The sequence below is a fragment of the Reyranella sp. genome (assembly GCF_004297405.1).
Lineage (GTDB): Bacteria > Pseudomonadota > Alphaproteobacteria > Reyranellales > Reyranellaceae > Reyranella.
This window is the reverse complement of record NZ_SCVC01000004.1, coordinates 32,773-57,294: the sequence shown is the minus strand read 5'-3', so window position 1 is coordinate 57,294 and position 24,522 is coordinate 32,773. Positions and strand designations below refer to the sequence as shown.

The window sequence follows — 24,522 nt, the reverse complement described above, 5'->3', positions numbered from 1 at the left end:
TGCACGAAAGTATAGGGAGATATCATGAGCACCTCGATTGCCGACGAGCGTCGTCTTCTTTCTGCCGATGAGTACGAACCGGTGGTGCGCAGCCACTATCCGGCATTGAACGAGCTGAATCGCGAGGAGCTCACCGGCTTGGTGCGTTGGCTACGCGAACGGCGGGCGAAGTTCCGTGGTCAAGTCGAGCGCCGCCGTCGGGCGCAACGTGGCAAAGCCGAGCCGCGCGCGGCCGCTGCCGCCGAGTCGAGCGAGCGCGGCGTCGCTGCCAAGAAGCAGGTGTTCGCTCGCGCCTTGAAGCGAGCCAATGCCCGCCTCGATCGTGTGCTCGCGGATGAGAAGCGCGCCACCATGGGAGCGCGCATGGCCGAAGCCCTTGCGCGCAAGCGTGCTGCACGCGTCCATCATCCAGCGACCGGCCGGCGGGCGCGTACTGGCGCTCAACCCATCGAGAATCCCAAGGGTGCCGATATTGTTCCGGGCTCGGCTGTCGGCAGCATCTCGCAGGCCACGCGAGTTGCTCAGGCACGCCGCGACAACAAAGGCGAGTGACGGCGAAGGCGCTCGCCTAGCGCCGTTCGAAGTCGATGCGCTCGTCGACCGGCAGTCCCAGCAGGTGGCGGCGCAGGCAATCGAGGCCCAGCTCCGTGGCGCCGACGCGCACCCAGTCGCGTCCGCCCAGCAGGCGAGCCTGCCGTGCGACCGTGCCGCTGGCATCAGCGAGGCCGATGCAGATCGTACCGCCGAGATCGGGGCGGTCGATGCCTTCGTCGAGATCGATCAGGACGGCCAGCGCATGGCTGGCGCCGCTCTTCTCGCGCAGCGTCCGGGCAGCTGCGGCAGCCGCTTCGGGCGTGACGCCCGTCGCTTCGAGTTCACCGAGGTCGCGGGCTATGACACCGCGTCGGAACGCCCGTTCGGCACCAGCGAGTGGGGCGAGGCGCGCCGCAAGATGTCCGCCGGTGAACATCTCGGCCGTCGCCAGTGAGGCGCCGCGTTCCAGCAGCTTGGCGAGGATCACGCCTTCGAGCGTCTGCTCGTCCTCGGCGATGATGAAGTTGCCGAGACGACGGCGAACTTCCGCCTCGATGGGCGCGAGTCGGACGGCGAGATCAGCTTCGTCCTCGCCGCGGATGGCAAGCTTGGTCTCGAGCTGCGGATAGTGCGCTTGAAAACCGAGTTTGATGCCGCCGCCGTCCTTGAAGGCCTCCATGTCGCCCAGCATCTGATCGGCGCGTGATTCGCCGATGCCGAAAGTGTGGAAGCGCTTGAGCTTGGCCACGCCCTTGATGCCGCTCAGCGCCAGCAGGCGCGGGATGACCTGCTCGTCGAGCATGCGGCGCATCTCGCGCGGCACGCCCGGCGTGAAGAAGAAACGCGCCTTGCCGATGGTGACGGCAAAGCCGCAGGCCGTGCCGATGGGATTGTCGATGAACTCCGCATTGGCCGGCAGCATGGCCTGCTTGCGGTTGTTGGGCGGCATGACCCGGCCGCGCCGCGCATAGGATTCTTCCATGCGCTGCAGCCAGTAGTCACTCAGCACCAGATCGACGCCAGCGGCCTGGGCGGCCACTTCCTGCGAGAGGTCGTCGACGGTGGGGCCCAACCCGCCATTGACGATCACCGCGTCGGCGCGTTCGCCGGCCTGACGGAAGGCCTGCAGCAGGCTCTCCCGATCGTCGCCGACCGTGGTGCCCCAATGGACACCGAGCCCGACATCGACGAGACGCCGGGCCATATGGCTGTAGTTGGTGTTGACGGTCTTGCCGGTGAGGATCTCGTCGCCGGTACAGAGGATTTCGACGCGCATTTGCCGGATTATCGGCTAACGTCGGCACGAAATCGAGGGAGAGATCGCCATGACGTCGCTTTCATCCGATCTGCGCGAGGCGCTGGCCAAGGTGGGCACGTCGACGCTCACCGGCGTTCTGAACCGCCGCGGCCTGCGCAGCATGACGCTCTACGACGTCTGGCCGATGCGTCCCGAGCAGCCCCGCATGGTCGGCCTCGCCTTCACCATGCGTTTCATCCCCTCGCGCGAGGACATGGACGGTCCGACCTCGTCCAACCGCTCGATGGTCCAGCCGCAGGCCATGGAAGAGTGCCCGCCAGGCTATGTGCTGATGATCGATTCGCGCGGCGATTCGCGAGCTGCCTCGGCGGGTGATCTCTATGTCGGCCGGCTGAAGGCGCGTGGCGCTGCCGGCATCGTCACCGATGGCGGCTTTCGCGATACCGATGGCGTCTTCAAGACGGGTCTGCCGGCCTATCACCGCCGGCCGTCCTCGCCGCCGAGTCCGATCGCCCATCGGCCGGTCGATCTCAACCTGCCGATCGGTTGTGGTGGTGTCGCCGTCTATCCGGGCGACGTGATCGTGGGCGACCGCGACGCCGTCCTCGTCATTCCGCCCGGCATCGTCGAAGCGGTGGCCGAGGAAGCGCTCAACACGTATCACTACGAAGAGTTCGCCGAGGCCGAGGTGGCCCGCGGCCGCTCACTGAAGGGCTTGTTCCCGGTGGCGAGCGACGAGGCCAAGCGCGACTACGAGGCGTGGAAGAAGCGCGGCGGTAAAGGCTGAGCTACCGCGTCAGGCCAGCTTCGTCAGGATCTCGAGCCCCGTCTTCAGGGTGAGCGTAACGGGAGTGCGCTCGGCGATGTCGGCCATGCGCTTCTTCTGCTCCTCGTCGACAGCACCTTCGATGGTGAGCACGCGATCGATCCGCTGCTTGTCACCGTCGCGCGAGAAATGGATGTCGGCATGGACGGCGGTGACCGGCCATTTCTTGCGCTCGGCATACATGCGGAGCGTGATCACCGTGCAGGCGCCGAGCGCCGAGGTCAGGAGATCGTAGGGCGCGGGGCCTGCATCCTTGCCGCCGAGTTCGGCGCCTTCGTCGGCCTTGAGCTTGTGATGGCCGCCATGCCCTGTAGCGATGGTCGTCTCGTAGTTGGTCGTGCCGATGCTTGCCTTTGCGTGCGCCATGGACCGTCTCCTTAAACCAGATGAATGAAAGATCGTCCCTCGGTACGCGCGTGCACCTCGCCGATCACGACACCCTCGATAGTGTTCGCCACTTCGGCCGGAACGGCCGCGAGCAGGCCGCCGGCCGTCTGCGGATCGAACAATAGCGGCAGCTTGGCATGACCGGCCATACGATCCATGCCGTCGATCAGATGACGCGCCCGCAAGTTCTCCGGCTGTAGCGAACTCGCCAGGCCTTGGGCGAACAGCTCCACGGCGCCGTCTAGGGCAGGCAGGGCATCGAGATGGAGATCGACCGAGACCTCGTCGCCGCGACCTGTTGCGCGGATCATCTCGGCGAGATGGCCGGTCAGGCCGAAGCCCGTGACATCGGTGCAGGCGTGAACGCCGGCGGCGATCAATGCCGCTGCGGCCTTGTCCGAGGGCGTGCGCATCGCGGCGAGTGCTTCGGCGATCCAGCGACCGCGCGCCACGCCACGCATGGCGGCCGCGAAGATCACGCCGGTGCCGAGCTTCTTCGTGAGAACCAGCCTGTCGCCTGGCCGCAGCCCGCCCTTGCGCAAAGCCTTGGCAGCAACGACGAGGCCGTTCACTGAAAAGCCGAGGGCAGCCTCAGGGCCTTCGCCCGAATGGCCGCCGATCAACGCGCAGCCGGAGCGATCGAGAACGCTGCGTGCGCCTGAAAGCATCTGGAAGAGATCTTCCTCCATCAGTCGCTCGGCGGCAGCCGGAACCACGGCGAGCGCGAGCGCGCTGTGCGGCCTGGCGCCCATTGCCCAGACATCGCCCAAGGCATGGACGGCAGCCACTTCCCCGAAGGCGAAGGGATCGTCGATGAAGGTGCGGAAGAAATCGACGGACTGCACCAGCGCCTGACCGGCGGGTACTTCGATCATTGCAGCATCGTCAGGCGCGTCGAGGCCGATGGTGACATTCGATCCGGGTGAGGGGCCGAGCCGGCCCAGCACGCGCGTCAGGACATTGGCGCCGACCTTGGCGCCGCAGCCGCCGCAGCGCATGCCGATATCGGCAAGGAGGCGTTTGGCCTCGGCATCGGCCAGGGCCGGATCGGGTGGCGCGTTGCGGGCGGCCATGTCCATCGGACCAGCCGGCGGCTCACAGTACATGCGCATCCACTTGCGATCGATATGGTCCTTCCAGCGCCAGACCCACGCCCCTTCGATGGCCCATCCGCTGCGGGTCGCGACCGCATGGCCATCGCCTGTGCCCAGGATCGAAAGGTAGCGGCTCTGCGGCGTGAAGGGCTGCAGCGGCTGGCCGAGCAGGGCCCGGCGCAGGTTCTCGGCCAACGGCGGCCCCTGGCGCACCGCGAAGACACCGGCTTTCGGTCGCGGATGGGTAGCCACGCTGGCGCAATCACCGACGGCGAAGATGCGCTCGTCGCCGGTCGAGCGCAGCGTCGGCTCGACGGCGAAGAAGCCGCGCAGGTCGAGAGGAAGGCCGGTGCCGGCAAACCATTTTGCAGCGCTCGCTTCAGTAACGACGAACACGTCGTCAACGGCAAGGCGCTCACCGTTCTCTAGAAGCACGGTGCCATCCTCAAGTCGGGTCGTCGCGACATTCTCCAGCAGGCGAATGCCGCGTCGCTGAAAGATGGCGCGAATCTTCCGCCGCGCGGCAGCAGCCTGGCCTGACAGGATCTCGCCCTTGGTGGTGAGCGTGACCGAGACTTCAGCCTTGTGCGCGATGGCGCGTAGCCGATGATCGATCGCCAACGCCAGCTCGACGCCGCCCGCGCCACCGCCGATCACGGCGATGCGTAGCGAGCCCTGCCAGTCCTTCACGCGTTCGAGGAAGGCCAGCCAGCGGCGGCCGAGCTCGGCGATGGGTTTAACCGGTGTGGCGTGTTCGGCCGCTCCCGGGAGCGCGTCGACGCTGGGCGATGAGCCGACGTCGATAGAGAGAAAGTCATAGGTGACCGGCGGGCGATCCTTGAGCAGCACCTGTCGGTTGTCCCTGTCGATCCCGATCGCCTCGGCATGGATCAGTCGCGCGCCGGTCCAGGCGGAAAGCCGTGCGAGATCGATGTGGCATTCGTCGAAGGAATAGTGGCCGGCGACGAAGCCCGGGATCATGCCGGAGTAGGGCGTCTCGATGTCCCGGCCGATCAGCGTCAGCCGTACGCCCGGCATCGGCTTCATGCCGAAACTCTTCAGGACATGGACGTGAGCATGGCCACCGCCAACCAGCACGAGATCCTTGAGAAGGGGAGCGGCCTGCATCGTCTTTCCTATAACGTATTGGAATGGCCGCTGGTATGTCGGTAAATAATATTGTATATCAATATATTACGGAATTTCCTTCGAGTCGTCTTGGAGCTCGCCCTATGGCCGTCACTTCTGGCCTCTCGGTTTCCCCCGATGTTTCCGAGGCCGGTGCGCCCGTTGCCAGCTCGCGTTCCGCATGGTCCCTGTCGTGGCCGCTGGTCCTCGGCCTGTTCCTGTTCATCGGCCTCTTCAACGGCAGCGGCATGCCGTTGCTCAGCGATCCTGACACCCATTGGCACATCGCCGTCGGCAACTGGATGATGGCGCACGGCGCCGCGCCGACCGCCGATCCGTTCTCGTTCACGTTCCTCGGCCAGCCCTGGATTGCCAAGGAGTGGCTGTCGCAGCTTCTAATGGCGTCGGCATTCAAGCTGGGCGGATGGGGTGGCATCACCGCCCTGGCGGCCGGCGCGCTAGGCGTCAGCTTCGCGCTGATGATGCGGCTGGTCCTGCGGGATATCAAACCGGTGCCGGCCGCGTTGTTCACGATTGCAGCCATCGTGATGACGGCGCCGCACTTCGTGGCGCGGCCACATGTGCTTGCCTTCCCGTTCATGCTGATCTGGGTGGCGGGTCTTGTACGCGCCGTCGAGGAGCGCCGCGCACCCGAGCCTCTGCTGCTGCTCGCCATGCTGCTGTGGGCCAACCTGCATGGCGGCTTCACGTTGGGGTTACTACTCGCGGGCGCCTTCGCCCTCGAAGCCGTGATCGGCGCGCGGAACCCAGTAGAGCGCAAAGCGCTCCTCACAGGTTGGGCGAAGTTCGGCGCAGGAGCGCTGCTTGTGTCCTGCATCACGCCCTATGGGCCGGAACCGATCCTGGTGACGTTGCGCATCTTTGGCATCGGCGACACCCTTGCGACCATCTCGGAATGGCGGTCACCCGACTTCCAGAAGCAGCCGTTGCAGGAACTGATCCTGCTGATCGCTCTCTATGCCGCGTTGTCGCGTGGCTTGAAGCTGCCGTTGCTGCGCCTGCTGATCGTGCTCGGCCTTCTGCATCTCTACCTGCGTTACGCCCGCAATGCCGAGTTGCTGGCGATGCTGGCGCCGCTCGCCATCGCGCCGTTGCTGGCGCGGCAGTGGCCGTCGCTCAGGCCCAACGCATCGGATGGCAAAGGTTCTTCGTTGGCCGCTCAGGCGGCGGCGCTGGCGCAGCCCGCGGGCATTGCGGCCATTGCCGCCGCTGTCGCCTGCTGTGTGCTTTTCGCGGCCTTCGTGGTCCGTCACGCCGCGATTGCGCCGCCGCCGCAGACGATGCCGTCGGCTGCGATGGCCTACGCCAAGCAGGCGGGCCTCACGGGTCGCGTGCTCAACCACTACAATTTCGGCGGCTACCTCATTCATGCGGGCGTGCCGACCTTCATCGACGGCCGCGGCGAGCTCTATGGCGGCGATTTCATTAAACGATATTCCGAGATGGTGAGCCTACGCAGTGCCGATCCGCTCGACGAAGTGCTGGATCGCTATCGCATCGACTGGACCTTGCTGCCGCCCGACCAGCCGGCCAACAAACTGCTCGCGCGCCTGCCCGGCTGGCGCCAGGCCTATGCCGACGAGGCTGCCGTCATCTTCGTCCGCAGCCGCTAGGTCTTCAGCACGATCCAGGTGCAGTGGCCGATGGCGCAGAGGCGGCCGCTTTCGGTGTAGAGCGCCGTTCCTGAGAAGAGCTTGCGGCCCTCGGCGCCGATACGCCAGCCGACCACCGCACAGCGCTCGCCGACCTTCGGCCGGTCCAGCACCTTGGCGGTCATGCGGCCGGTGAGGGCCGGCCGCCAGTCGTCGGGATCCTGAGCGGCCCAGGCGCCGGGGCAATCGAGGGCGCCCCACAGGAACTCGGGACGGATCGCGCCGCTCGCATCGGCGTGGTTGGCATGCGGCACATAGCAGGAGAGGGAGTAACCGGGTTCCGGTCCCTGCGTGCCGAACACGCGCAAACCATCACCTACTGCGCGGCCTCGGCCGCACACGATGCACCAATGGAAATCGCTGTCCTCGGGGCTGCCGCCTTCTTCGCCACGGCGCATCACATCGGCCCAATCGGTGGGAGCAGGCGGCGCCGTGAGGTGATCGACCTTGCCGGCGCGCGCCTCGCAGATCAGCGTCTCACCTTCGCGCAGCATAAGCGCATCGCCTTCGCGCACGACCTGCAGGCTGGTTTCGACAGGGATCGGCGCACGCAGCGTGATCTCGACAGCGCCATCGCCGCCGAAGGCGCGCGTGAAGTGATCGGCAAGCACACCGCCGACATAGCCGCCGTTGCCCGACAGGCGCGGGCCATTGAAGCCACGCTCGATGATGATCGTATTGTTCACGTTACTCCTCCGCGGCGCGGAACGTGGCTTGTGCATGCGGAGAATGCAAGCCTGCTGGTCCGCCAAGGTGACTTGCACACCACCAGGTACTCGTCGAGGTTGAGGTGATGAATCGGTTCGTGCCGTGGGCGCTGGTTGCGCTTTGCTTCGTCCTCGGTGTCGCGAGCCGTTCGATCGGCGAAACCTTCGCCGTCTTCGTTCCGTCGATACAGCAGGCGTTCGAGACGAACCGCGGCTCGGTGACGTTGATCTACGGCTTCTCGCTGTTGCTGGGCGGTACGGCCGCGCCAGTTGCGGGGTGGATCGCCGATCGCTTCGGCCTTCGCGTACTGACAATGGTCGGCATGACGGCTGCTGCGCTGGCGACGGCTGGTGCGTCTCAGGCGACGAACGTCTGGCACCTCTATCTCGGCCTCGGCGTCGTGATGGGCTTCGGCAGTGCCTCGCTCTCCGGGGTGTTGAGTTCCACCTTGCTCGGCCGCTGGTTTCCGGCCAACCGGCTGGGCGTGGCAATCGGCGTCTCGTGGTCCGCGTCGGGTGTCGGCGCCATGGCGACCATTCCGATTGCCCAGCACCTGATCGCGACCGAGGGTTGGCGTGACGCATACATCGTCTTCGCCTGCGTGAGCGCCGTGTTCATTCCGTTGTTGGCATTCCTGCCGTGGCGCCGCATCGAACGGGGCGCGCCGGGGCTCGTGCCCTTGCGTGCTGCCGGTGATACCGGACCGACGGTCGGTGAGGCGTTGCACGATTGGCCGTTCTGGGCGTTGACGGTGTCTTTCGGCCTCACCTCCATCGGCATCTTTTCGCTCGCACCCCAGGTCATGATCTATCTCCTGGAGCGTGGCTTCGACGGTGCTTACGCAGCTCAGGCGTTGGCTGTCGCCGGATTCCTGATGCCGCTGGGCATGGTGGGGTTCTCCTGGCTCGCCGATCGTGGTGGCCGCCGCCTTGCGGCGTTGCTCGCCTATGGTTCGTCGATCGGGGGCGTTGGCGCGCTCGCGTTGGTGCGTGGACCGAGCGACGACCTCTGGCTGTGGCTGTATGTCTTACTCTTTGGCGGCAGCATGGGGTCGCGCGGGCCCATGATCTCCACCCTCGCCACGCTGCGCTATCGCGGTGCTCACTTTGGCCGCATCTACGGCCTGATCAGCATGGGCATGGGGTTCGGCGGTTTCTTCGGCGCCTGGATCGGCGGCGTTCTGCATGATCTTACCGATGGTTACGCGGCGGTAATGGTCCTGTCCGTCGCGGCCCTGGCGCTCGCCGCGGCCTCGCTCGGCTCCGAGGCAGGGGCCCGCGAACGCATCAGCCGCCCGAAGTCGTGACCGTCAGGTGATGCTTCCAAGGCATCTCGATGACGGCTACGCCGACATGTTGTGTTTCTCGAAAAGCTTGCCACAATGCGCGGCATGGTCGATCGGATCGATTTTCCGAGTAGTCCCTCTCCGCGGCGGCGGGCCTAGCCGTGACGCCGGGCCTTGAGTCCTGCCACGCGCTGGTGCTCAACGCCGACTTTCGGCCCTTGTCTTACTTCCCATTGTCGATCTGGTCCTGGCAGGACGCCGTCAAGGCGGTGTTCCTCGATCGCGTCAGCGTGATCTCCGAGTATGAGCGCATGATCCACAGCCCGTCCTTCGAGATGCGGCTGCCCAGCGTTATTGCCCTCAAAGAGTATGTCCCGGCCGCGCGTCGTCCGGCCTTCACGCGGTTCAACGTCTTCCTGCGCGACCGGTTCACCTGCCAGTACTGCAGCGGCGACTTCGCGACCAACGAACTCACCTTCGACCATGTCGTGCCGAAGTCGCGCGGCGGTCGGACGAGCTGGAGCAATGTCGTCACGGCCTGTAGCCCGTGCAATCTTCTGAAGGGCAATCGGTTGCTGAGCGAAAGCGGGCTTGCGTTGCATCGAGCACCGGCCGAACCCTCGACACAGCTCCTGCAGGAGAATGGCCGAGGCTTCCCGCCGGGTTACCTGCACGAAAGCTGGCGCGACTTTCTTTACTGGGACAGCGAACTCGATCAGGGTTGAGGCATGGCAGGTCGAGTTGCGGGCAAGGTCGCGCTGGTCACGGGCGCGGCATCGGGATTGGGAAAAGCGACGGCAGAACGTCTGGCGGAAGAGGGCGCAGCCGTCGTCATTGGCGACATTCGCGTCGAGGCCGCCCAGGAGGCTGCCGCTGCGATCTCCGCCCATGGCCAACGCGCGCAGGCGCTGAAGCTCGACGTCACCAGCGAAGCCGACTGGATTGCCGCTGTCGCGGCTGCCGAGCAGACCTTCGGCAAGCTCGATGTGCTGGTGAACAATGCCGGTACCGCCGACGGTACCTGGGTTCACAAGCTCACTTTGGAGCGCTGGCGGCAGATCCACGCCATCAACCTCGACGGCGTCTTTCTCGGCATCAAATACGGCGCGGAAGCGATGAAGCGGGCAGGAGGCGGTTCGATCGTCAACATCTCCTCGGTGGCGGGCATCGTCGGCATCGCCGAAGCGGCATCCGCCTATTGTTCGAGCAAGGGCGGTGTGACCCAGCTGACCAAGGCCACGGCGCTGGAGTTCGCGCTGCTCAAGACCAACATCCGGGTGAATTCCGTCCATCCGGGATACATGGATACGCCGATGCTGCAGGGCGTGATTGCCGCCTATCGCGAACCCGAGGAAGCGCGTGCGCGGCTGACAGCCAGCGAGCCGCTCGGCCATCTCGGCGAACCGCGCGACATCGCGAACGCCGTACTCTACCTCGCCAGTGATGAATCGAAGTTCGTCACGGGTGCGCAGATGGTGGTCGACGGCGGCTTTGCCGCGCGCTGATCAGATTCGAGTGGACAACCAGATGGCCAGCCGTGAGCCGGCCTTGATCGCGGTCGTCAGCGCTTCGTAGGCGGGCGCCTGTTCGGCGCCAGAGGCCAGAGCCTCGTCGCGATGCTCCATCTCCTCGGCGCGGAACTTCTCGACGGTGGACTTGAGCTCGGCCTCGTCGTCGCCGAGCTTGGCGGCCTGGCCGGCATAGTGCTCTTCGATCGTCTCCTCGATGGCGACCGTGCAGGCCATGGCGGCCTTGTCGCCCATCAGTGCCGTGGCGGCGCCGAGGGCGAAGCCCGCGACGTTCCAGAGCGGCGACAGCGCAGTCGGCCGCACCCGGCGCTCGACCAGGAGCCGGTCGAAGACTTTGTTGTGCTCGCGCTCCTGGCGCGCCATGTGGGCGATCTTGCGGCCGGCCTCGCTGTTGGCGCGACCCGTCCAGCGCAGCGCTGCGAGCTGGCCTTCGTAGATGCGTACGGCGCCGAACTCGCCTGCTTGGTCGACACGGATCGTGCGCTCGACCAAGTCGCGGGCATCGGGATCGCCAGGGTTACGGATGTCGCCGGTTTTCATGTCTAGGACCTTGCCCGTCTGGATACACCCGAAGCGAGGACGATGGCCAATACGGCGGACAGGATGGCATTCCAGCCCGCCATCGAGATGCCCGCCAGCTTCCAGACGGGCTCGTCGCAACGGACCATCTTGGCGCCGAACAGGTACTTCTTCAGCTCCTCCGGCGAGAGGCCGGTGGGAATGGTGCCTGCGCAGGCCTGCGGCCCTGCCCACCAGCGATATTCGACGCCCGCATGAAAGACGCCGAGCGCCGAGGTGACGGCGATGGCCACGATCGCGACCAGTAGCAGGCCAAGGGCCAGCTTTCGATTCGAGGAGGCGGCAAAGGCCCCGAGGCCCGCAACGATGGCCACGATGTGCGGCCAGCGTTGCCAATGGCACATTTCGCAGGGGGCGAGACCCAAGCCGTACTGGAAGAAAAGGGCTCCGCCCAGCAAGAAGCCGCTGCCCAGCGCCGCCAGCAGCCCGAGCAAGCTGGGAAGGGGCAGGCGCTGCAACGAAGCCATGACGTAATCCCTAGAACATGTAGCGGAAGGCGACGAAGCCGCCGATCAGCGCAATCAGGAAAAGCCAGGTGAGCAGGGTCAGACGCTTCTCGATGAAGGTGCGAATCGGCTCGCCGAACTTCCACAGCAACGCTGCCACGAGGAAGAACCGTGCGCCACGCGTCAAGATGGACGCCCACACGAATGTGAAGAGATCGAAGTGCGCCGCTCCCGAGGCGATGGTCACCAGCTTGTAGGGAATGGGCGTCAGGCCCTTGATCAGGATGATCCAGGTCCCGTACTCGTCGAAGCCTGCGCGAAAGGTGGCGAGGCCCGATTGCAGGCCATAGGTCCTGACGACCCATTCACCGATCGTCTCGAAGAAGTAATAGCCGATCGCATAGCCCAGCAGGCCGCCCAGGACAGAGCAGACGGTGCAGACCAGCGCGATCTGAAACGCCTTCTCGCGGTTGGCCAGCACCATCGGCACCAGCATCACGTCGGGTGGAATCGGGAAGAACGAACTCTCCATGAAGGAGACGGCGCCCATGGCGGGGATCGCGTGGCGATGTCGGGCGAGGCGAATCACCCAGTCATAGAGGCTACGAATCATGCAGGTCGTTCCCTAGCAGGCAGAGACGAGGTTTGGCAAAGTCGCCTCATGTCACTCCTTGCCCAACCCCTGAAACTGCCGAACGGCGTCGTCCTCAAGAATCGCATCGGCAAAGCGCCGCTGACCGAGGGTCTCGCCGACGAAATGAACCGCGCGACTGCCCGCCATGTCAGCCTCTATCGAAGATGGGCCGAAGGCGGCGCGGCCGTTGTCGTAACGGGCAATGTGCAGGTGGATCGTCGTTATCTCGAGCGGCCGGGCAATGTCGCCATCGACGACAATGGCGGCATGGAAGCGCTGCGCGCCTACGCCAAAGCGGGCACCGCCAACGGAACCGAACTCTGGATGCAGATCAGTCATCCCGGCCGACAGACACCGCGCCGGGTCTGTGATCATCCAGTGGCACCGTCGGCCGTGCCGCTTGCCCTGCCGGCTAGCGCCTTTGCGCCACCGCGCGCGATGACGGCCGAAGAGGTGGCCGACGTCCCGCGCCGTTTCGCGCACACCGCCGCTGTCGCACTCGAAGCAGGCTTCACCGGCGTGCAGATCCACGCCGCGCATGGCTATTTGTTGAGCCAATTCCTGACGCCGCTGGTGAACAAGCGCGAGGATCGCTGGGGCGGCGACCTCGCGGCCCGTGCCGGCCTTCTTCTCGATGTCGTTCGCACCGTCAGGGCCACCACGGCGCCAGGCTTCTGTATTTCAGTGAAGCTCAACTCCTCGGATTTCCAACAGGGCGGCTTCTCCAACGAGGAATGCCTGCAGGTCGTGAAGTGGCTAGGCGAGGCATCGGTCGACTTGATCGAAATCTCAGGCGGCAATTACGAGAAACCAGCCATGATGGGCAGCGGCGCCAAGGAAAGCACGGTCCGCCGCGAAGCCTACTTCCTGGAGTACGCCCAGCTCATCAAGCAGGCAGCGCCTGTGCCGATCATGCTGACCGGCGGCTTCCGATCGAAGGCCGCCATGGAAGCAGCGCTTGGCGAGGGAGCCTGCGACGTGATCGGGCTCGGCCGGCCGATGTGTGTCGACACCGACCTGCCCCATCGCCTGCTGGCTGGCGAGACCAACAGTGCAGAGGCTTACGAAGATCAGATCGTCCCCGCGAAGGCGGGCCTTGGCTGGTTCTGCCTGCAGCTCATCGCCCACGGCGACGGCCGCGATCCCGACCGTACGCTGAGCGGCGACGACGCCATCAAGGGCTACGTCGCCAACGAGGAAAAGACAGCGGCCGCGCTGGTCGGCCGCTGATCAATTTCAGCGTTATTCGGCGGCCTGCTTCAGTTGCGTCGGCACGGTTTCGCCGGCGAACAGGGCGGCGCGGGCCGCTTCGTATTCGGCCTTGAGACGGGCCACGATTTCAGCGGCCGGCGGAGCGTCAAAGATCTGGCCGACGCCCTGACCCGCACCCCAGATGTCGCGCCAAGCCTTGGCCTTCGTGTTGCCGCCGGAACCGAAGTTCATCTTGCTCTTGTCGGCTTCGGGCAGCGCGTCGGGGTCGAGGCCCGAAGCCGCAATGCTCCGCTTCAGGTAGTTGCCATGCACGCCGGTGAAGAGGTTGGTGTAGACAATCTCTTCACCCGAAGAATCGATGATGCACTGCTTGTTGCCCTCGGAGGCATTGCCTTCCTTGCTCGCGGTGAAGCGCGTGCCGAGATAGGCGAGGTCGGCGCCCATCGCCTGGGCCGCCAGCACAGAGGCGCCGTTGGAGATCGAGCCCGAGAGCAGGATCGTGCCGTCGTAGAATTGGCGCACTTCCGGCACCAGCGCGAAGGGCGAGAGCCGGCCGGCATGACCACCGGCGCCAGCGCAGACCAGGATCAGGCCGTCGACGCCGGCCTGCAGGGCGCGCTTGGCATGAGTGACGTTGGTGACGTCGTGGAACACCAGGCAGCCGTAACGCTTGGCCGACTTCACCACGTCATCGGGTGCGCGCAGCGAGGTGATCTGGATCGGCACTTTGTACTTCTCGCAAAGGTCGATGTCGTGCTGCAGCCGATCGTTGGAGCTGTGTACGATCTGGTTCACCGCGAAGGGCGCAACCTTCTTGTCCGGGTTCTTGGCCTTGTACTCGCGCAGCTCTGTCGTGATGCGCTGCAGCCACTCCTCCAGCACTTCCTTCGGCCGCGCATTCAGCGCCGGAAAGGAGCCGACGATGCCCGCCTTGCACTGCTCGATCACCAGATCCGGATTGGACACGATGAACAGCGGCGCGCCGACCACCGGGATCGAAAGGTTGTCACGCAGCAGGGCAGGAAGGGCCATGGTTTCGCTCCTTGAAATGCTTATTCGCTAGGTTGAGTCGGACGTAGCACGAAGCTGTGCTGGCCGTCGTCTATTTCAAAAGCTCGAAAGCTCCGCCTTTTTCGAGGGCACGCTTGTAAGCGGGTCGGGCATGAATGCGCTCGACGAAGGCCTGCAGCTTCGGCATGCGTCCGCCGAGCCCGGCGCGTGCTGCCGCCGCTTCGATCGGGAAACTCATCTGCACGTCGGCCGCGGTGAACTCGTTGCCCGCGAACCAGTCGCGCTGGGCGAGTTCACCTTCAAGGAAAGCGAAGTGGTTCGAGATCTGCGGCCCCAGCAGCGTCTTGTCAGCACCGGAGGCAATGGCACGCGCCACTGGCCGCATGAAGATCGGCACGCGCGTCGGCAAGCGGCCGAACACCAGCTTCATGAACAGGAGCGGCATCAGCGAGCCCTCCGCGTAGTGCATGAAGTAGGTGTAACGCAGCCACTCCGGTGTCCCTGCTGCCGGCGTGAACCTGCCGCCACCATAGGTCAGCGACAGGTATTCGAGGATGGCGCCCGATTCCGCCAGAGTCTTGTCGCCGTCGCTGATCACCGGCGACTTGCCGAGCGGATGCACGGCGCGCAGCGAGGCCGGCGCCATCATTGAAGGCTCACGCATGTAGGGCTTGATCTCGTAGTCGAGGCCAAGCTCCTCGAGCATCCAGAGGATGCGCTGTGAGCGTGAGTTGTTCAGATGATGGACGATGATCATCGATCGGCTCCCTGGGCAGCTCCTTGTCAGCCCCCTTAGAGGGGACCCGGCCGCCAGTTGCCATGAAAGCCTGCCGGCACTCGGCTGCTCAAGTGGGCAAGTGCCACCGGCCCCTTGGCAATGTCGGTCGCTTCGAAGACCGCGAGGTCGCTGCGGCCCTCCTCGGAGCGGTAGATGACCGACAGCACCCAGCCATCGCCTTCGGCCGCGTCTTCGGTCCGCGGCACGAACACAGGCTCGCCGAAGCGATCGTCGGCGCCAGCGTTCCAGGTCGCGTTACGGCCGGTCTGCAGGTCGTAATGGGTGATGCCCTCGCTGTGTCGGACGCCGGCTTCGGCGACGTTGCCCGAAACGATCCAGCCATGGCGGTAGTCGCTCATGGTGAAGCGCTCGTCGAAGCGCGGGAACTCGCCGGCGCGGTCGTCGAGCTGCTCCTCCTTGAAGGTGTTGGCGTGGCCGGAGAGGTCGAAGGTCCAGCGGAACAGCCGCGCCGCGGGCGTCTCCTTGGTGGACGGCGAGCCATCGGGCAGGGGAAAGAGCGGCGCCACGTCGTATTTCATGACGTCGACCACGACCTTGCCGTCGGCCGTCTCGAAATGGTTCATCGGATGGAAGACGTAGCAGGGTGGCGCGCTGACCCATTTCACGTCGGCGACTGTACCGCCGCGCGGGATGAAGGCGATGTGGCTGCCCTTGTCCGGTTCCCAGGCGTAGGGCGGCAAGCCGGCCATGGCGCGCTCCATGGACGAGGTGAGCGGGAAGATCGGCACGACGATCCAGTTCTTCGTCACGGCGAAGTCGTGGATCATCGACGGATAGGGTCCGTCGAGGATCTCGGCGCGGTTGATTTTGCCGTCGGCCGTCACGCTCTGGACGCTCACTTCCTTGGTGAAGCGGCCTTTGGCGGAGTAGCCGAAAAACACCATCTCGCCCGTCTTCGGGTCCATCTTGGGATGGGCGGTGAAGGGACCACAGAGCTTGTCGCCATAGGTCTCGTATCCATCCTTCGGTCCGACGGGCATCAGGCTCGCGGGATCGAGCGAGAAGGGCGCATGCGCCTCCTCGAGCGCCAGCAGCTTGTTGCCGTGCCAGACGATGTTGGTATTGGCGATGGTCGAGTTCAGCGCGAAGACGCGTGGGTCGGTATAGCGCGGATTGCCGAAGGTGCCGGAGAGGCCTTCGCCCTCCTTGTTTTCGATCTCCCACTTGGGCGTGCGCACCCAGCGGTTCTTGTAGGAGACGTTGCCGTTCTCGATGTGGAAGGCGTGGATCATGCCGTCGCCGCCGAACCAGTGGTACGGGCCGCGCGGCGCGAACTGCGGATTGGGACCGTTGCGATAGAGCGTGCCGCAGAGCTCCTTCGGCATCTCGCCGGTGATGTGGAGATGGGCCGCGTCGGCCTCGGTGTTCACCGGGGCGTAGTAGCCGCGCAGAAAGGGATTGTCGGTTGGGAAGGCTTTGGCCATGGCGCGCTCCTGTCGTCGGGCGAAAGATAGGCGGGGACGGTAACGGTAACGCTGTGTATCTATCGGACGCTATCAATACACAGCGTTTCCCGCAAGAGGCGTTCTAGGGATTATTTTCCTGGCGACGGTAGTAGATGTAACCGCTGAGGCCCAGGGCCAGCAGCAGCAGGCCAAAATAGAATTCGGTGTGCGTCGGGCCGATCAGGTCGAACATCGGTGTCGCCAACAGATTGAAGAACAGCATCGATCCCGCCATGACGGCGAGCCGCAGGCGGAAGACGCGGGCGATCTCGGCGCCTTTGAACACCGTCTGCATGCGGGTGATCATCGGGATGAAGAAGAACGGCGCGCCCAGCCCGGCGATCAGGCCGGCCGCCATCATCGCCGGCAGCTTGTAGGGGTTGTCGAGGCCCCAGGCGGCGAGCGCAATCAGCGCGAAGCCGGCGCCCATAGCGACATAGCCCAGGAACATGGTGGAGAGGGGCCGGCGGAAGCGCACGCTGCCGGCGATCAGGTTGCCCAGCACGTCGCCGAAGCCGCAACTGCCGACGATCAGGCCGAGCGAGGCCAGACCGTGGAAGCCGAACAGGTGCGGGTCGTGCTCGACCACCATCAGAGCGATGCAGAGCTGCAGCGCCACGCTCCATGGCCCGTTGGCGAAGGCGTTGATCAGCAGCAGCGCGCCGGTCGTGCGCTCGCGCAGCATCAGGCGGGCGCCATCGAGCAAGGCGTCCCAGGCGCCGCGCCAGCCGCCGCGTCCCGGCCGCAGCCTGGCGGCAGGATCTACCAGGCGGTCGCGCACCACCCAGATCGCGAGAGCCGACAGCACGAAACCGACGGCGGTGATCGTCAGGAAATGGATCACCGGCAGAAGCGTGTTGAGGATCGCCGCCATCACGGGGCCGATCAGGCGTGCCAGCCGCCAGGTGGCGTCGAACAGGCCGTTGATCGCCTGCATGGCGCTGCGATCGGTCACCAGCACGGGCACGGCCGATTGCAGCGCCGGCGTGAACACCATGCGCAGGCCGGCCAGCCCCATGACCGAGGCTACCAGCAGGGGGATCGAGACGCCCCAGATGTAAAAGCCAATGACGGGCAGCAGCGCCATGACTGCGCTGGCGTATTTGGCGCCGATCATCGCGCGGTCGGGACGCCAGCGATCGAAAGCCGAGGCACCGAGCAGGCCGACCACCAGCATGGCACCGTACTGCGTGGCGTTGACGTAGCCCGCAGCGTTGCCGATCTGCTCCGCCGCGATCCAGACGACCGCTACCCGGAAGAGGTCTTCGCCGATGGTCGAGGCGGCCAGCCCCGACCAGACGGTGGCGACGGCAGGGTCCTTGAGGGGCCGGAAAACGGGGATCATGAACGAGCGCCCAGGATCATGAAGCTGCGCGAAGCGTCACTTCACCCACACCCCGCCATCCTTGTTCTTGTAGCCCAGCGACAGATAGGCCGCGTCGACCAGCGATTGGCCGCGCTCGTTCATCAGCAGGCCTGGACCCATGCGGTTCATGGTGTAGCCGAAGGACAGGCCGGCTGCAGGGTCGGCAAAACCCAGCGAGCCGCCGGCACCGACATGGCCGAAAGCGGCACTGCCCATGATCACGCTGTCGCAATCCTCGCCCCACAGCTTGGCGGCCATGCTGCGCTTGCGGTTGTCCATCGACTTCATGAAGCCAAGCGCAAAGCGCGTCGGGATACGCAGGGTGGCGTCGTCGTGCGTCGCCATCGAGACCTCGCCCATGCATGTGAGCGTCTTCGCGTCCACGAGCTTGCCGCCACCATTGGCGATCGGCGCATACATGCCGGCAAGGCCGCGCGCGTTGGTGATGCCGTTGGCCGCGCCGATTTCGGCGGCATGGCCTGTGCGCGTGTTGGCGCCGCCGGAGCGCCAGGCACCGTTGTTGAAGTAGAAGAGGGCGGGGATCGATTCCTTGTTCGTCGCGAGATCGCGCATAAAGGGCGTCACCGCGTCGGCCGCCTTGTAGACATGGGCCACGATGGGCGCGACGCGCGACTCCATCTCTTCCGGCAGGCCGATCCAGAAGTCGAGGTCGAGCGGACCCGCGATCTCGTCACGGAAGAACGTACCGAGCGACTTGCCTGAGGCGCGGCGCACCATTTCGCCGACCGTCCATCCGAAGGTGAAACCGTGATAGCCGTTGCGCGTGCCGGGTTGCCAGAATGGCTCCTCGTCGGCCAGCCGCGTCGTCATGTAATCCCAGTCGTAGGGGCCGTCGTCCTTCACCTTGGCACGCACCGCCGGCACGGCCGAGGAATGGTCGAGCATCATGCGCGTCGTCACATGCCCTTTGCCGTGCTGGGCGAACTCCGGCCACAGCTCGCGCACCGGCGCATCGAGGTCGAGCTTGCCCTGCGAGGCGAGCACATGCGCGCAAAGTGCCGTGGCGCCCTTGGTGCAGGAGAAGACGATGGACAGCGTATCGCGCGTCCACGGCGCATTGGTCTTCTGGTCCGCGGTGCCACCCCAAAGATCGACGACCGTCTCGCCGCCCACCGTCAGGCAGACCGAGGCGCCGATCTCGCCCTTGCTGTCGAAGTTCGCCTTGAAGGCTTCGGCGACGCGCTCGAAGCCCGGCTTGCACAGTCCTTCGGTCATTGCGGCTCCGGCAGGTCGAAGACGTTGAGGAGAAAGCGCGCGGCCAACTGCAGGCCTGTATCGTCAATGCTGTGGCCGACGCCCTCGGCGATATGCACGCCGACTTGAAGGCCGGCTCCGGTCAACGCCTCTGCGGCGCGTTGCGTCAGGGTATGCGGCAGCATTTCGTCGCTGTCGCCATGGACCAGCAGAATCGGTGGCTTGTTCTGCAGTTCCGCCTTCAGCAGCTCTGCGCCGGCCAGCATGCCGGAGAAGCCGATGATGCCGGCAAGCTGCTTCCTGCGGCGCAGCCCGACATGCAGGGCCATCATGGTGCCTTGGCTGAAACCGACCAGGACGGTCTTGGCTTCGTCGAGGCCATAGGCCGCCATGGTCTCGTCGAGATAAGCGTTGAGCAGCGGGGCGGCCGTGCGCACGCCGGCAAGCGCGATTGCGGGATCAAGCCGGGAGATGCCAAACCATTGATAGCCGAAGGGATTGCCCTCGCAGGGTTGCGGCGCGTTGGGGGCATGGAACACCGTGTCGGGCATCAACTGGCCGAGTAGCGGCGCCAGCCCGATCAGGTCGTTGCCGTCCGCGCCATAACCATGCAGCAGCACGACGAGATGTTCGGGCTTGCCGCCGCCATGCGGGCCGTGGCTGGGGCCTTCGAGTTTGCTCATGTCTTCTTCTCCCCGTTCTTTTCCCGGGCGCTCCAGTCCGGCATGTTGCGGCGATAGTGCCAGAGCACCAGCGCGGCGGCGCTGCGCCAGGGGCGCCATGCTTCGGCGATCTTGAGCAGCCGTTTGGCGTCCGGCCGCGTACGCAGCTTCTTGAGATGCTGCGCGGCTACCACCAGGCCGAGATCGAGGCCCGGCATGATGTCGGGTCGGCCGTGCGCGAACATCAGGTAGATTTCCGCCGTCCACGGGCCGATGCCCTTGGCCTGGGTCAGCATGGCGATCGCTGCAGCGTCATCGAGATCGTCGAGTGTCGAGAAATCGATGCGGCCTTCGACGATGTCGGTGGCGAGGCTGCGGCCGTATTTCACCTTGGCGCCCGACAGGCCGACGGCACGGAGCTGTTCGTCGGTCTGCGCGAGGAACGCCGCTGGCTCCATCGACGGCACCGCTGCCTCGAGCCGCAGCCAGATGCTGCGCGCGGCGTGTACCGAAACCTGCTGGCCCACGATCGAGCGCATCAACCCGCCGTAACCGGTGGGCATGTCGCGCAGCTCCGGCGTGCCAGCTTCTTCGAGGGCGCGGGCAATGTCGGGATCGACATCTGCCAGCTCGCGCAGCGCCTTCTTGAGGGTCTTCTTGTCCAGAACGATGCGGGTCGCGACTTTGGCCATGGCGTACCCGCCATAGCACGCGGCGAGGTCGTGCTGTAACGTCGGATGATGTCGATCGTCACGCGTTTTGCCCCCAGCCCGACAGGCGAACTTCATCTCGGCAGTGCCTATTCCGCCAGGATCGCCTGGCAGCAGGCGCGGGAGGTCGGCGGCACCTTCCTGGTGCGCATCGAAGACACCGACATTCGCCGCTGCCGCCGCGAGTACGAGACCGCCATCCTCGAAGATCTGCGTTGGCTCGGCCTCGACTGGGACGGCGAAGTGCGTCGGCAGTCCGACCATTTCGCCGATTATGGCAAGGTGCTGGACCAGCTCGATGCGCGCGGGCTGATCTATCCCTGTTTCTGCACTCGCGCTGACATCGCCCGCGAGATTGCCGCGGCTGCGAGCGCGCCCCACGGTCCCGATGGCCCGCTTTATCCCGGTACCTGCCGTTCTCTGTCGATCGAGGAACGCCGCCATCGCATTGCTGCCGGTCATGAACTCTGCATGCGGCTCGATGCGGTGCGGGCGGCCGAGCAGGCGGGGCCTTACTCCTTCGTTGATGAGACGAGGGGGCGCATCGAGGGGCAGCCCTTGTTGATGGGTGATTTCGTGATCGCCCGCAAGGATACGCCGACCAGCTATCATCTCGCTGTCACGGTCGACGATCACCTGCAGGGCGTCACCCTGGTGACACGCGGCGAGGATTTGTTGCCCTCGACCCATGTCCATGGGCTGTTGCAGAAGCTGCTGGGTTACGCTGCACCGCAATATGCTCATCACCGCCTGCTGACCGACTCCGACGGCCGTCGCTTTGCGAAGCGAGACAAGGACCTTACCATCCGCGCCCTGCGCGATGCCGGCAAGACGCCGGACGACGTGTTCGCCCTGATTGCTGCCTTCCCGGCGAAGGCATAACATTCCGGGATGGACCGGAATGAACAACTTGCCGTCGGGAGCCGGCTACTCGGCCATATCGACGGCCGCACCACCGATCTTGCGGACGCTCTGTTCCGCAACAAGGTCGACGCTTATTCGAGCACCGAACGGGCGATGCGAGAGCGCGACGCACTGTTCCGCGCCTTGCCGCTCTTCATGGGTCTCTCCTCACGGCTGCCCAAACCGGGTGACTATGTGACGGAGGACGTCGCCGGCATGCCGGTGCTGATGACGCGCGGCACCGACGGTGCGGTCAGGGCCTTCGCCAACATCTGCCGCCACCGTGGCGCGCCGGTCGCGCAAGGCTGCGGCAACGCGCGCGCTTTCGTCTGTCCCTATCATGGCTGGACCTACGACGGACAAGGCAAGCTGCTTGGCGTGACCGACAAGGTGGGCTTCGCCGGTCTTGATCTTGGTGCGCACGGCCTCGTGCGCCTGCCGGTCGGAGAGAAGCACGGCATGATCTTCATGCGCGCGACGCCGGTGCAGGAAAGCGAGAGCGCGGACATCGATGTCGATACGACGCTGGGCGCGATGGGGCTGGATTTTGCGGCGCTCGAACTGAATACCTATCCGATGTTCTCAGTCGATCGCGTGACGCCGCGCATCAACTGGAAGTTTGCGGTCGATACCTTCCTCGAGGGTTATCACATTCCGCACCTGCATCGGAAAACCATCGCGCCTTACTTCATCGGCAACTGCGGGACCTTCGACGGTGCTGGCCGGCACGGTCGCATGTGCGTGGCGAGGACCTCGATCGACGGCGTGCGAACACTGCCTGAAAGTGAGCGCAACTTCCGCCCGCATGTCATTGCGATCTACCAGCTCTTCCCCAACACGATCATCGTCTGGCAGGTCGACCATATCGAGATTTGGCGGGCCTTTCCGGACCGCGATGATCCCGGTCGCTGCGAAGTCGAGTTCTCCCTCTACATGCCGGCCGACAGCGAGCGGCCGGCGGCCTACTGGGAGAAGAACCGTGACATCGCGATCCGCACGGTCATGGAAGAGGACTTCCCGCTGGGCGAGCGTATGCAGATCGGTTTCGAATCGGGCGCCACGGAGGAAGTGATCTACGGCCGCAACGAGCCGTCGCTTGTGCACTTCCACAGCTCCATCCGCAGCGCCCTCGGCGTTGCGGCGTGACCGCCCCCGAACGGCTGCCCGACTTCCCGTCGAGCGGCTGTGCCGTCGTGATCGGTGGATCCGGCGGGATCGGCCGCGCCATTGCGCTGCAACTCGCCGAACGCGGCTGCGATATCGCGCTCAATTATTTCAGTAACGTCGGCGGCGCCGAGGAGACGGCCACCCGCGTCCGCCGCGCCGGCCGCGAGGTCCATGTCGGCCAGGTCGATCTGCGCGATGAAGCCCTGGTGAAGCAGTTCGTCGACGAGGCGGGCCAGCATTTCGGCGGCGTGCATACGGCGATCTATGCCGCCGGTCCCTACATTCCCATGCGCTTCGTCAGCCAGCAGCCGGCAGCGACCTTCCGCGAGGTGATGGAGCACGATGCTTTCGGTTGTTATCAATTGGTTCAGGCCGCTCTTCCTCATTTGAGAACCACCAAAGGCAGCTTCACCGCGATCGTGACGCCGGCCATCCGTCGCTACGCCACCAAGGATATCTTGAGTGCCGCGCCCAAGGCCGCGATCGAGCAGATCGTGAAAGCCATCGCCGCTGAAGAGGGCCGCTTCGGCGTGCGGGCCAATGCCGTCGGGGTCGGCGTGATCACCGACGGGCTCTACCATGCGCTGGTCGAGCGTGGCGATTTCGACGAGCGTTTCCTCGAAGCGTCGCGGCAGGCCAAGGCGCTCAAGCGACTGGGCACGGCAGAGGAAGTGGCCGAAGGCGTGGTGTTCCTGGCGTCGGCCCGTGCGCGATGGATCACCGGCCAAACTCTGATGATCGATGGAGGGTATGCCCTATGAAGCGGACCAAGCCGCCGTTTCGTGCCGACCAGGTCGGCAGCCTCCTGCGCTCTCCGCCGCTCAAGGCTGCGCGCACAAAGCGTGCCACGGGCGAGATCACGCCGGCCGAGCTGAAGGCGGTCGAGGATGCCGAGATCCGGAAGCTGGTCGCCAGGCAGGAGGAGATCGGCCTGCAGGCTGTGACCGATGGCGAGTTCCGCCGCTCCTGGTGGCACTACGATTTCCTGGCGGGCCTCGATGGTGTCGAACTGGTGAGCGTGGCGCAAGGCCTGCAGTTCAAGGGAACCGAGACCAAGGCCGAAGGACTACATGTCCACGGCAAGATCGATTTCACCGATCACCCGATGGTCGAGCATTTCAGGTTCCTGAAGTCGGTCGCCAAAACAGTGCCGAAGATGACCATTCCGTCGCCGACGGCGCTGCACTATCGCGGCGGCCGGGCGGCGATCGAGCGGTCGGTCTATCCGGAGATGGAGCCGTTCTTCGAGGATCTCGGCAAGGCCTACGCCAAGGCGGTGCGCGCTTTCGGCGAAGCGGGCTGCACGTATCTTCAGCTCGACGAGGTCTTCGTCGCCTATCTCTGCGACCCGGCGCAGCGCGAGTACCTGCGCGGCCGCGGCGACGATCCCGACAAGCTGCTGCACATCTACGCCGATCTGGTTAATGCCGCCGTTTCCGGTCGCACGCCTGGCATGACCATCTCCATGCATCTCTGCCGTGGCAACTTCCGGTCGACCTGGATGGCGCAGGGTGGCTACGAACCGGTGGCCGACGTGTTGTTCAACAAGATGGGCGTCGATGCCTACTTCATGGAGTACGACAGTGAGCGCGCCGGTGGCTTCGAGCCGCTGCGCATGCTGCCCAAGAACAAGCTCGCCGTGCTCGGCGTCATGACGTCCAAGACCGGTACGCTGGAGGACAAGGACTCGCTCAAGCGTCGCCTCGACGAGGCTGCCAAGTTCGCGAACCTGGACCAGCTCTGCCTGTCGCCGCAATGCGGCTTCGCCAGCACGGAGGAAGGCAATCTCCTTGCCGAGAAGGAGCAGTGGGCCAAACTCGCGCGCTGCGTCGAGGTGGCAAAGGACGTTTGGGGATGATGCCGTCGGACGGCATTGGCCAGTAATGCCGGGTAATCAACCGTAACACTGAGAAATCATTTGTCATTTCACTTCGCGCAGGCGAAGCGGCGA

At 65.2% G+C, this 24,522-nt stretch carries 25 protein-coding genes; 11 read left to right on the top strand and 14 right to left on the bottom strand.

Annotated features, from left to right (window positions below):
• Positions 1–24: 24 nt before the first annotated feature.
• Positions 25–552, top strand: coding sequence for a hypothetical protein (locus EPO50_RS01240; protein ID WP_296340822.1), 528 nt, complete (start codon positions 25–27; stop codon positions 550–552).
• 16 nt (positions 553–568) lie between these two features.
• Here the strand turns inward: EPO50_RS01240 and EPO50_RS01235 are convergent, their stop codons facing one another.
• Positions 569–1,810 carry a CinA family nicotinamide mononucleotide deamidase-related protein gene (locus tag EPO50_RS01235; RefSeq protein ID WP_296340821.1) on the bottom strand — a complete coding sequence of 414 codons (1,242 nt, stop codon included), beginning with the start codon at positions 1,808–1,810 and terminating at the stop codon, positions 569–571.
• A 49-nt stretch (positions 1,811–1,859) separates the two neighbouring features.
• On the opposite strand from EPO50_RS01235, the gene EPO50_RS01230 reads away from it, so the two are divergent.
• Positions 1,860–2,579, top strand: coding sequence for a ribonuclease activity regulator RraA (locus EPO50_RS01230; RefSeq protein WP_296340820.1), 720 nt, complete (start codon positions 1,860–1,862; stop codon positions 2,577–2,579).
• A 9-nt stretch (positions 2,580–2,588) separates the two neighbouring features.
• On the opposite strand, the gene EPO50_RS01225 is transcribed toward EPO50_RS01230, so the two are convergent.
• A complete protein-coding gene (locus EPO50_RS01225) occupies positions 2,589–2,984 on the bottom strand; it encodes an OsmC family protein (RefSeq protein ID WP_020694629.1) in 396 nt (131 codons plus the stop codon).
• An 11-nt stretch (positions 2,985–2,995) separates the two neighbouring features.
• Entirely contained in the window at positions 2,996–5,227 is a 2,232-nt protein-coding gene (selD, locus tag EPO50_RS01220) for a selenide, water dikinase SelD (RefSeq protein ID WP_296340819.1), read from the bottom strand.
• A 104-nt stretch (positions 5,228–5,331) separates the two neighbouring features.
• Here selD and EPO50_RS01215 point away from each other — a divergent pair, with 104 nt between their 5' ends.
• On the top strand, positions 5,332–6,861 hold the full coding sequence (locus tag EPO50_RS01215; RefSeq protein ID WP_296340818.1) for a hypothetical protein: 1,530 nt from the start codon (positions 5,332–5,334) through the stop codon (positions 6,859–6,861).
• On the opposite strand, the gene EPO50_RS01210 is transcribed toward EPO50_RS01215, so the two are convergent.
• Positions 6,858–7,586: a hypothetical protein gene (locus EPO50_RS01210; protein WP_296340817.1), complete on the bottom strand. Its 729-nt coding sequence runs from the start codon at positions 7,584–7,586 to the stop codon at positions 6,858–6,860. The genes EPO50_RS01215 and EPO50_RS01210 overlap by 4 nt on opposite strands.
• A gap of 107 nt (positions 7,587–7,693) precedes the next feature.
• Here EPO50_RS01210 and EPO50_RS01205 point away from each other — a divergent pair, with 107 nt between their 5' ends.
• The 3 genes from EPO50_RS01205 to EPO50_RS01195 all read left to right on the top strand — a co-directional run bounded on the left by EPO50_RS01205 (position 7,694) and on the right by EPO50_RS01195 (position 10,398).
• A complete protein-coding gene (locus EPO50_RS01205) occupies positions 7,694–8,914 on the top strand; it encodes an MFS transporter (protein WP_296340816.1) in 1,221 nt (406 codons plus the stop codon).
• Between the two features lie 140 nt (positions 8,915–9,054).
• Positions 9,055–9,618 carry an HNH endonuclease gene (locus EPO50_RS01200; protein WP_296340815.1) on the top strand — a complete coding sequence of 188 codons (564 nt, stop codon included), beginning with the start codon at positions 9,055–9,057 and terminating at the stop codon, positions 9,616–9,618.
• Between the two features lie 3 nt (positions 9,619–9,621).
• The gene (locus EPO50_RS01195; RefSeq protein WP_296340814.1) at positions 9,622–10,398 is read left to right on the top strand and encodes a glucose 1-dehydrogenase; all 777 of its coding nucleotides are present in this window, start codon (positions 9,622–9,624) and stop codon (positions 10,396–10,398) included.
• On the opposite strand, the gene EPO50_RS01190 is transcribed toward EPO50_RS01195, so the two are convergent.
• Genes EPO50_RS01190 through EPO50_RS01180 form a run of 3 tightly spaced genes read right to left on the bottom strand, consistent with a single transcriptional unit; the run spans position 10,399 to position 12,060 of the window.
• The gene (locus EPO50_RS01190; protein WP_296340813.1) at positions 10,399–10,962 is read right to left on the bottom strand and encodes a demethoxyubiquinone hydroxylase family protein; all 564 of its coding nucleotides are present in this window, start codon (positions 10,960–10,962) and stop codon (positions 10,399–10,401) included.
• A 2-nt stretch (positions 10,963–10,964) separates the two neighbouring features.
• On the bottom strand, positions 10,965–11,468 hold the full coding sequence (locus EPO50_RS01185; RefSeq protein ID WP_296340812.1) for a disulfide bond formation protein B: 504 nt from the start codon (positions 11,466–11,468) through the stop codon (positions 10,965–10,967).
• Between the two features lie 10 nt (positions 11,469–11,478).
• Positions 11,479–12,060: a YqaA family protein gene (locus EPO50_RS01180; RefSeq protein ID WP_296340811.1), complete on the bottom strand. Its 582-nt coding sequence runs from the start codon at positions 12,058–12,060 to the stop codon at positions 11,479–11,481.
• 48 nt (positions 12,061–12,108) lie between these two features.
• Here EPO50_RS01180 and EPO50_RS01175 point away from each other — a divergent pair, with 48 nt between their 5' ends.
• Entirely contained in the window at positions 12,109–13,311 is a 1,203-nt protein-coding gene (locus EPO50_RS01175) for an NADH:flavin oxidoreductase/NADH oxidase family protein (RefSeq protein ID WP_296340810.1), read from the top strand.
• Between the two features lie 12 nt (positions 13,312–13,323).
• Here the strand turns inward: EPO50_RS01175 and EPO50_RS01170 are convergent, their stop codons facing one another.
• The 7 genes from EPO50_RS01170 to EPO50_RS01140 form a co-directional block, all read right to left on the bottom strand.
• Complete coding sequence (locus EPO50_RS01170; protein WP_296340809.1) at positions 13,324–14,325, bottom strand: nitronate monooxygenase family protein; 1,002 nt, start codon at positions 14,323–14,325, stop codon at positions 13,324–13,326.
• A 70-nt stretch (positions 14,326–14,395) separates the two neighbouring features.
• Positions 14,396–15,061 carry a glutathione S-transferase gene (locus EPO50_RS01165; protein ID WP_296340808.1) on the bottom strand — a complete coding sequence of 222 codons (666 nt, stop codon included), beginning with the start codon at positions 15,059–15,061 and terminating at the stop codon, positions 14,396–14,398.
• A 35-nt stretch (positions 15,062–15,096) separates the two neighbouring features.
• Positions 15,097–16,527 carry a carotenoid oxygenase family protein gene (locus tag EPO50_RS01160; RefSeq protein ID WP_296340807.1) on the bottom strand — a complete coding sequence of 477 codons (1,431 nt, stop codon included), beginning with the start codon at positions 16,525–16,527 and terminating at the stop codon, positions 15,097–15,099.
• A 103-nt stretch (positions 16,528–16,630) separates the two neighbouring features.
• Positions 16,631–17,893 (bottom strand): MFS transporter, encoded by a 1,263-nt coding sequence (locus tag EPO50_RS01155; RefSeq protein WP_296340806.1) that lies wholly within the window; start codon positions 17,891–17,893, stop codon positions 16,631–16,633.
• Positions 17,894–17,929: 36 nt separating this feature from the next.
• Complete coding sequence (locus tag EPO50_RS01150) at positions 17,930–19,150, bottom strand: serine hydrolase domain-containing protein (RefSeq protein ID WP_296340805.1); 1,221 nt, start codon at positions 19,148–19,150, stop codon at positions 17,930–17,932.
• Positions 19,147–19,812 carry a dienelactone hydrolase family protein gene (locus EPO50_RS01145; protein ID WP_296340804.1) on the bottom strand — a complete coding sequence of 222 codons (666 nt, stop codon included), beginning with the start codon at positions 19,810–19,812 and terminating at the stop codon, positions 19,147–19,149. Before EPO50_RS01145 ends, EPO50_RS01150 begins: the two co-directional genes overlap by 4 nt.
• Positions 19,809–20,483, bottom strand: coding sequence for a DNA-3-methyladenine glycosylase 2 family protein (locus EPO50_RS01140; protein ID WP_296340803.1), 675 nt, complete (start codon positions 20,481–20,483; stop codon positions 19,809–19,811). The genes EPO50_RS01145 and EPO50_RS01140 overlap by 4 nt, the downstream gene beginning before the upstream one ends.
• Before the next feature lie 48 nt (positions 20,484–20,531).
• Between EPO50_RS01140 and gluQRS the strand changes: the two genes are divergently transcribed.
• From gluQRS to EPO50_RS01120, 4 genes are read left to right on the top strand one after another with little or no spacing between them, the layout of a single operon-like run.
• The gene (gene gluQRS, locus EPO50_RS01135) at positions 20,532–21,383 is read left to right on the top strand and encodes a tRNA glutamyl-Q(34) synthetase GluQRS (RefSeq protein ID WP_367268018.1); all 852 of its coding nucleotides are present in this window, start codon (positions 20,532–20,534) and stop codon (positions 21,381–21,383) included.
• 9 nt (positions 21,384–21,392) lie between these two features.
• Entirely contained in the window at positions 21,393–22,550 is a 1,158-nt protein-coding gene (locus EPO50_RS01130) for an aromatic ring-hydroxylating dioxygenase subunit alpha (protein ID WP_296340801.1), read from the top strand.
• The gene (locus tag EPO50_RS01125; RefSeq protein WP_296340800.1) at positions 22,547–23,332 is read left to right on the top strand and encodes an SDR family oxidoreductase; all 786 of its coding nucleotides are present in this window, start codon (positions 22,547–22,549) and stop codon (positions 23,330–23,332) included. The genes EPO50_RS01130 and EPO50_RS01125 overlap by 4 nt, the downstream gene beginning before the upstream one ends.
• Positions 23,329–24,429: a 5-methyltetrahydropteroyltriglutamate--homocysteine S-methyltransferase gene (locus EPO50_RS01120; RefSeq protein ID WP_296340799.1), complete on the top strand. Its 1,101-nt coding sequence runs from the start codon at positions 23,329–23,331 to the stop codon at positions 24,427–24,429. The genes EPO50_RS01125 and EPO50_RS01120 overlap by 4 nt, the downstream gene beginning before the upstream one ends.
• The last annotated feature ends 93 nt before the right edge of the window (positions 24,430–24,522 follow it).

Bases quoted from the DNA above. Each gene is read 5' to 3' on its own strand.
- selD (WP_296340819.1), bottom strand. From the start codon at position 5,227: ATGCAGGCCGCTCCCCTTCTCAAGGATCTCGTGCTGGTTGGCGGTGGC.
- EPO50_RS01140 (WP_296340803.1), bottom strand. From the start codon at position 20,483: ATGGCCAAAGTCGCGACCCGCATCGTTCTGGACAAGAAGACCCTCAAG.
- EPO50_RS01170 (WP_296340809.1), bottom strand. From the start codon at position 14,325: ATGGCCCTTCCTGCCCTGCTGCGTGACAACCTTTCGATCCCGGTGGTC.
- EPO50_RS01215 (WP_296340818.1), top strand. From the start codon at position 5,332: ATGGCCGTCACTTCTGGCCTCTCGGTTTCCCCCGATGTTTCCGAGGCC.
- EPO50_RS01160 (WP_296340807.1), bottom strand. From the start codon at position 16,527: ATGGCCAAAGCCTTCCCAACCGACAATCCCTTTCTGCGCGGCTACTAC.
- EPO50_RS01235 (WP_296340821.1), bottom strand. From the start codon at position 1,810: ATGCGCGTCGAAATCCTCTGTACCGGCGACGAGATCCTCACCGGCAAG.
- EPO50_RS01185 (WP_296340812.1), bottom strand. From the start codon at position 11,468: ATGGCTTCGTTGCAGCGCCTGCCCCTTCCCAGCTTGCTCGGGCTGCTG.
- EPO50_RS01230 (WP_296340820.1), top strand. From the start codon at position 1,860: ATGACGTCGCTTTCATCCGATCTGCGCGAGGCGCTGGCCAAGGTGGGC.
- EPO50_RS01180 (WP_296340811.1), bottom strand. From the start codon at position 12,060: ATGATTCGTAGCCTCTATGACTGGGTGATTCGCCTCGCCCGACATCGC.
- EPO50_RS01165 (WP_296340808.1), bottom strand. From the start codon at position 15,061: ATGATCATCGTCCATCATCTGAACAACTCACGCTCACAGCGCATCCTC.
- EPO50_RS01150 (WP_296340805.1), bottom strand. From the start codon at position 19,150: ATGACCGAAGGACTGTGCAAGCCGGGCTTCGAGCGCGTCGCCGAAGCC.
- EPO50_RS01120 (WP_296340799.1), top strand. From the start codon at position 23,329: ATGAAGCGGACCAAGCCGCCGTTTCGTGCCGACCAGGTCGGCAGCCTC.
- EPO50_RS01155 (WP_296340806.1), bottom strand. From the start codon at position 17,893: ATGATCCCCGTTTTCCGGCCCCTCAAGGACCCTGCCGTCGCCACCGTC.
- EPO50_RS01195 (WP_296340814.1), top strand. From the start codon at position 9,622: ATGGCAGGTCGAGTTGCGGGCAAGGTCGCGCTGGTCACGGGCGCGGCA.
- EPO50_RS01240 (WP_296340822.1), top strand. From the start codon at position 25: ATGAGCACCTCGATTGCCGACGAGCGTCGTCTTCTTTCTGCCGATGAG.
- gluQRS (WP_367268018.1), top strand. From the start codon at position 20,532: ATGTCGATCGTCACGCGTTTTGCCCCCAGCCCGACAGGCGAACTTCAT.
- EPO50_RS01175 (WP_296340810.1), top strand. From the start codon at position 12,109: ATGTCACTCCTTGCCCAACCCCTGAAACTGCCGAACGGCGTCGTCCTC.
- EPO50_RS01145 (WP_296340804.1), bottom strand. From the start codon at position 19,812: ATGAGCAAACTCGAAGGCCCCAGCCACGGCCCGCATGGCGGCGGCAAG.
- EPO50_RS01205 (WP_296340816.1), top strand. From the start codon at position 7,694: ATGAATCGGTTCGTGCCGTGGGCGCTGGTTGCGCTTTGCTTCGTCCTC.
- EPO50_RS01225 (WP_020694629.1), bottom strand. From the start codon at position 2,984: ATGGCGCACGCAAAGGCAAGCATCGGCACGACCAACTACGAGACGACC.
- EPO50_RS01190 (WP_296340813.1), bottom strand. From the start codon at position 10,962: ATGAAAACCGGCGACATCCGTAACCCTGGCGATCCCGATGCCCGCGAC.
- EPO50_RS01130 (WP_296340801.1), top strand. From the start codon at position 21,393: ATGGACCGGAATGAACAACTTGCCGTCGGGAGCCGGCTACTCGGCCAT.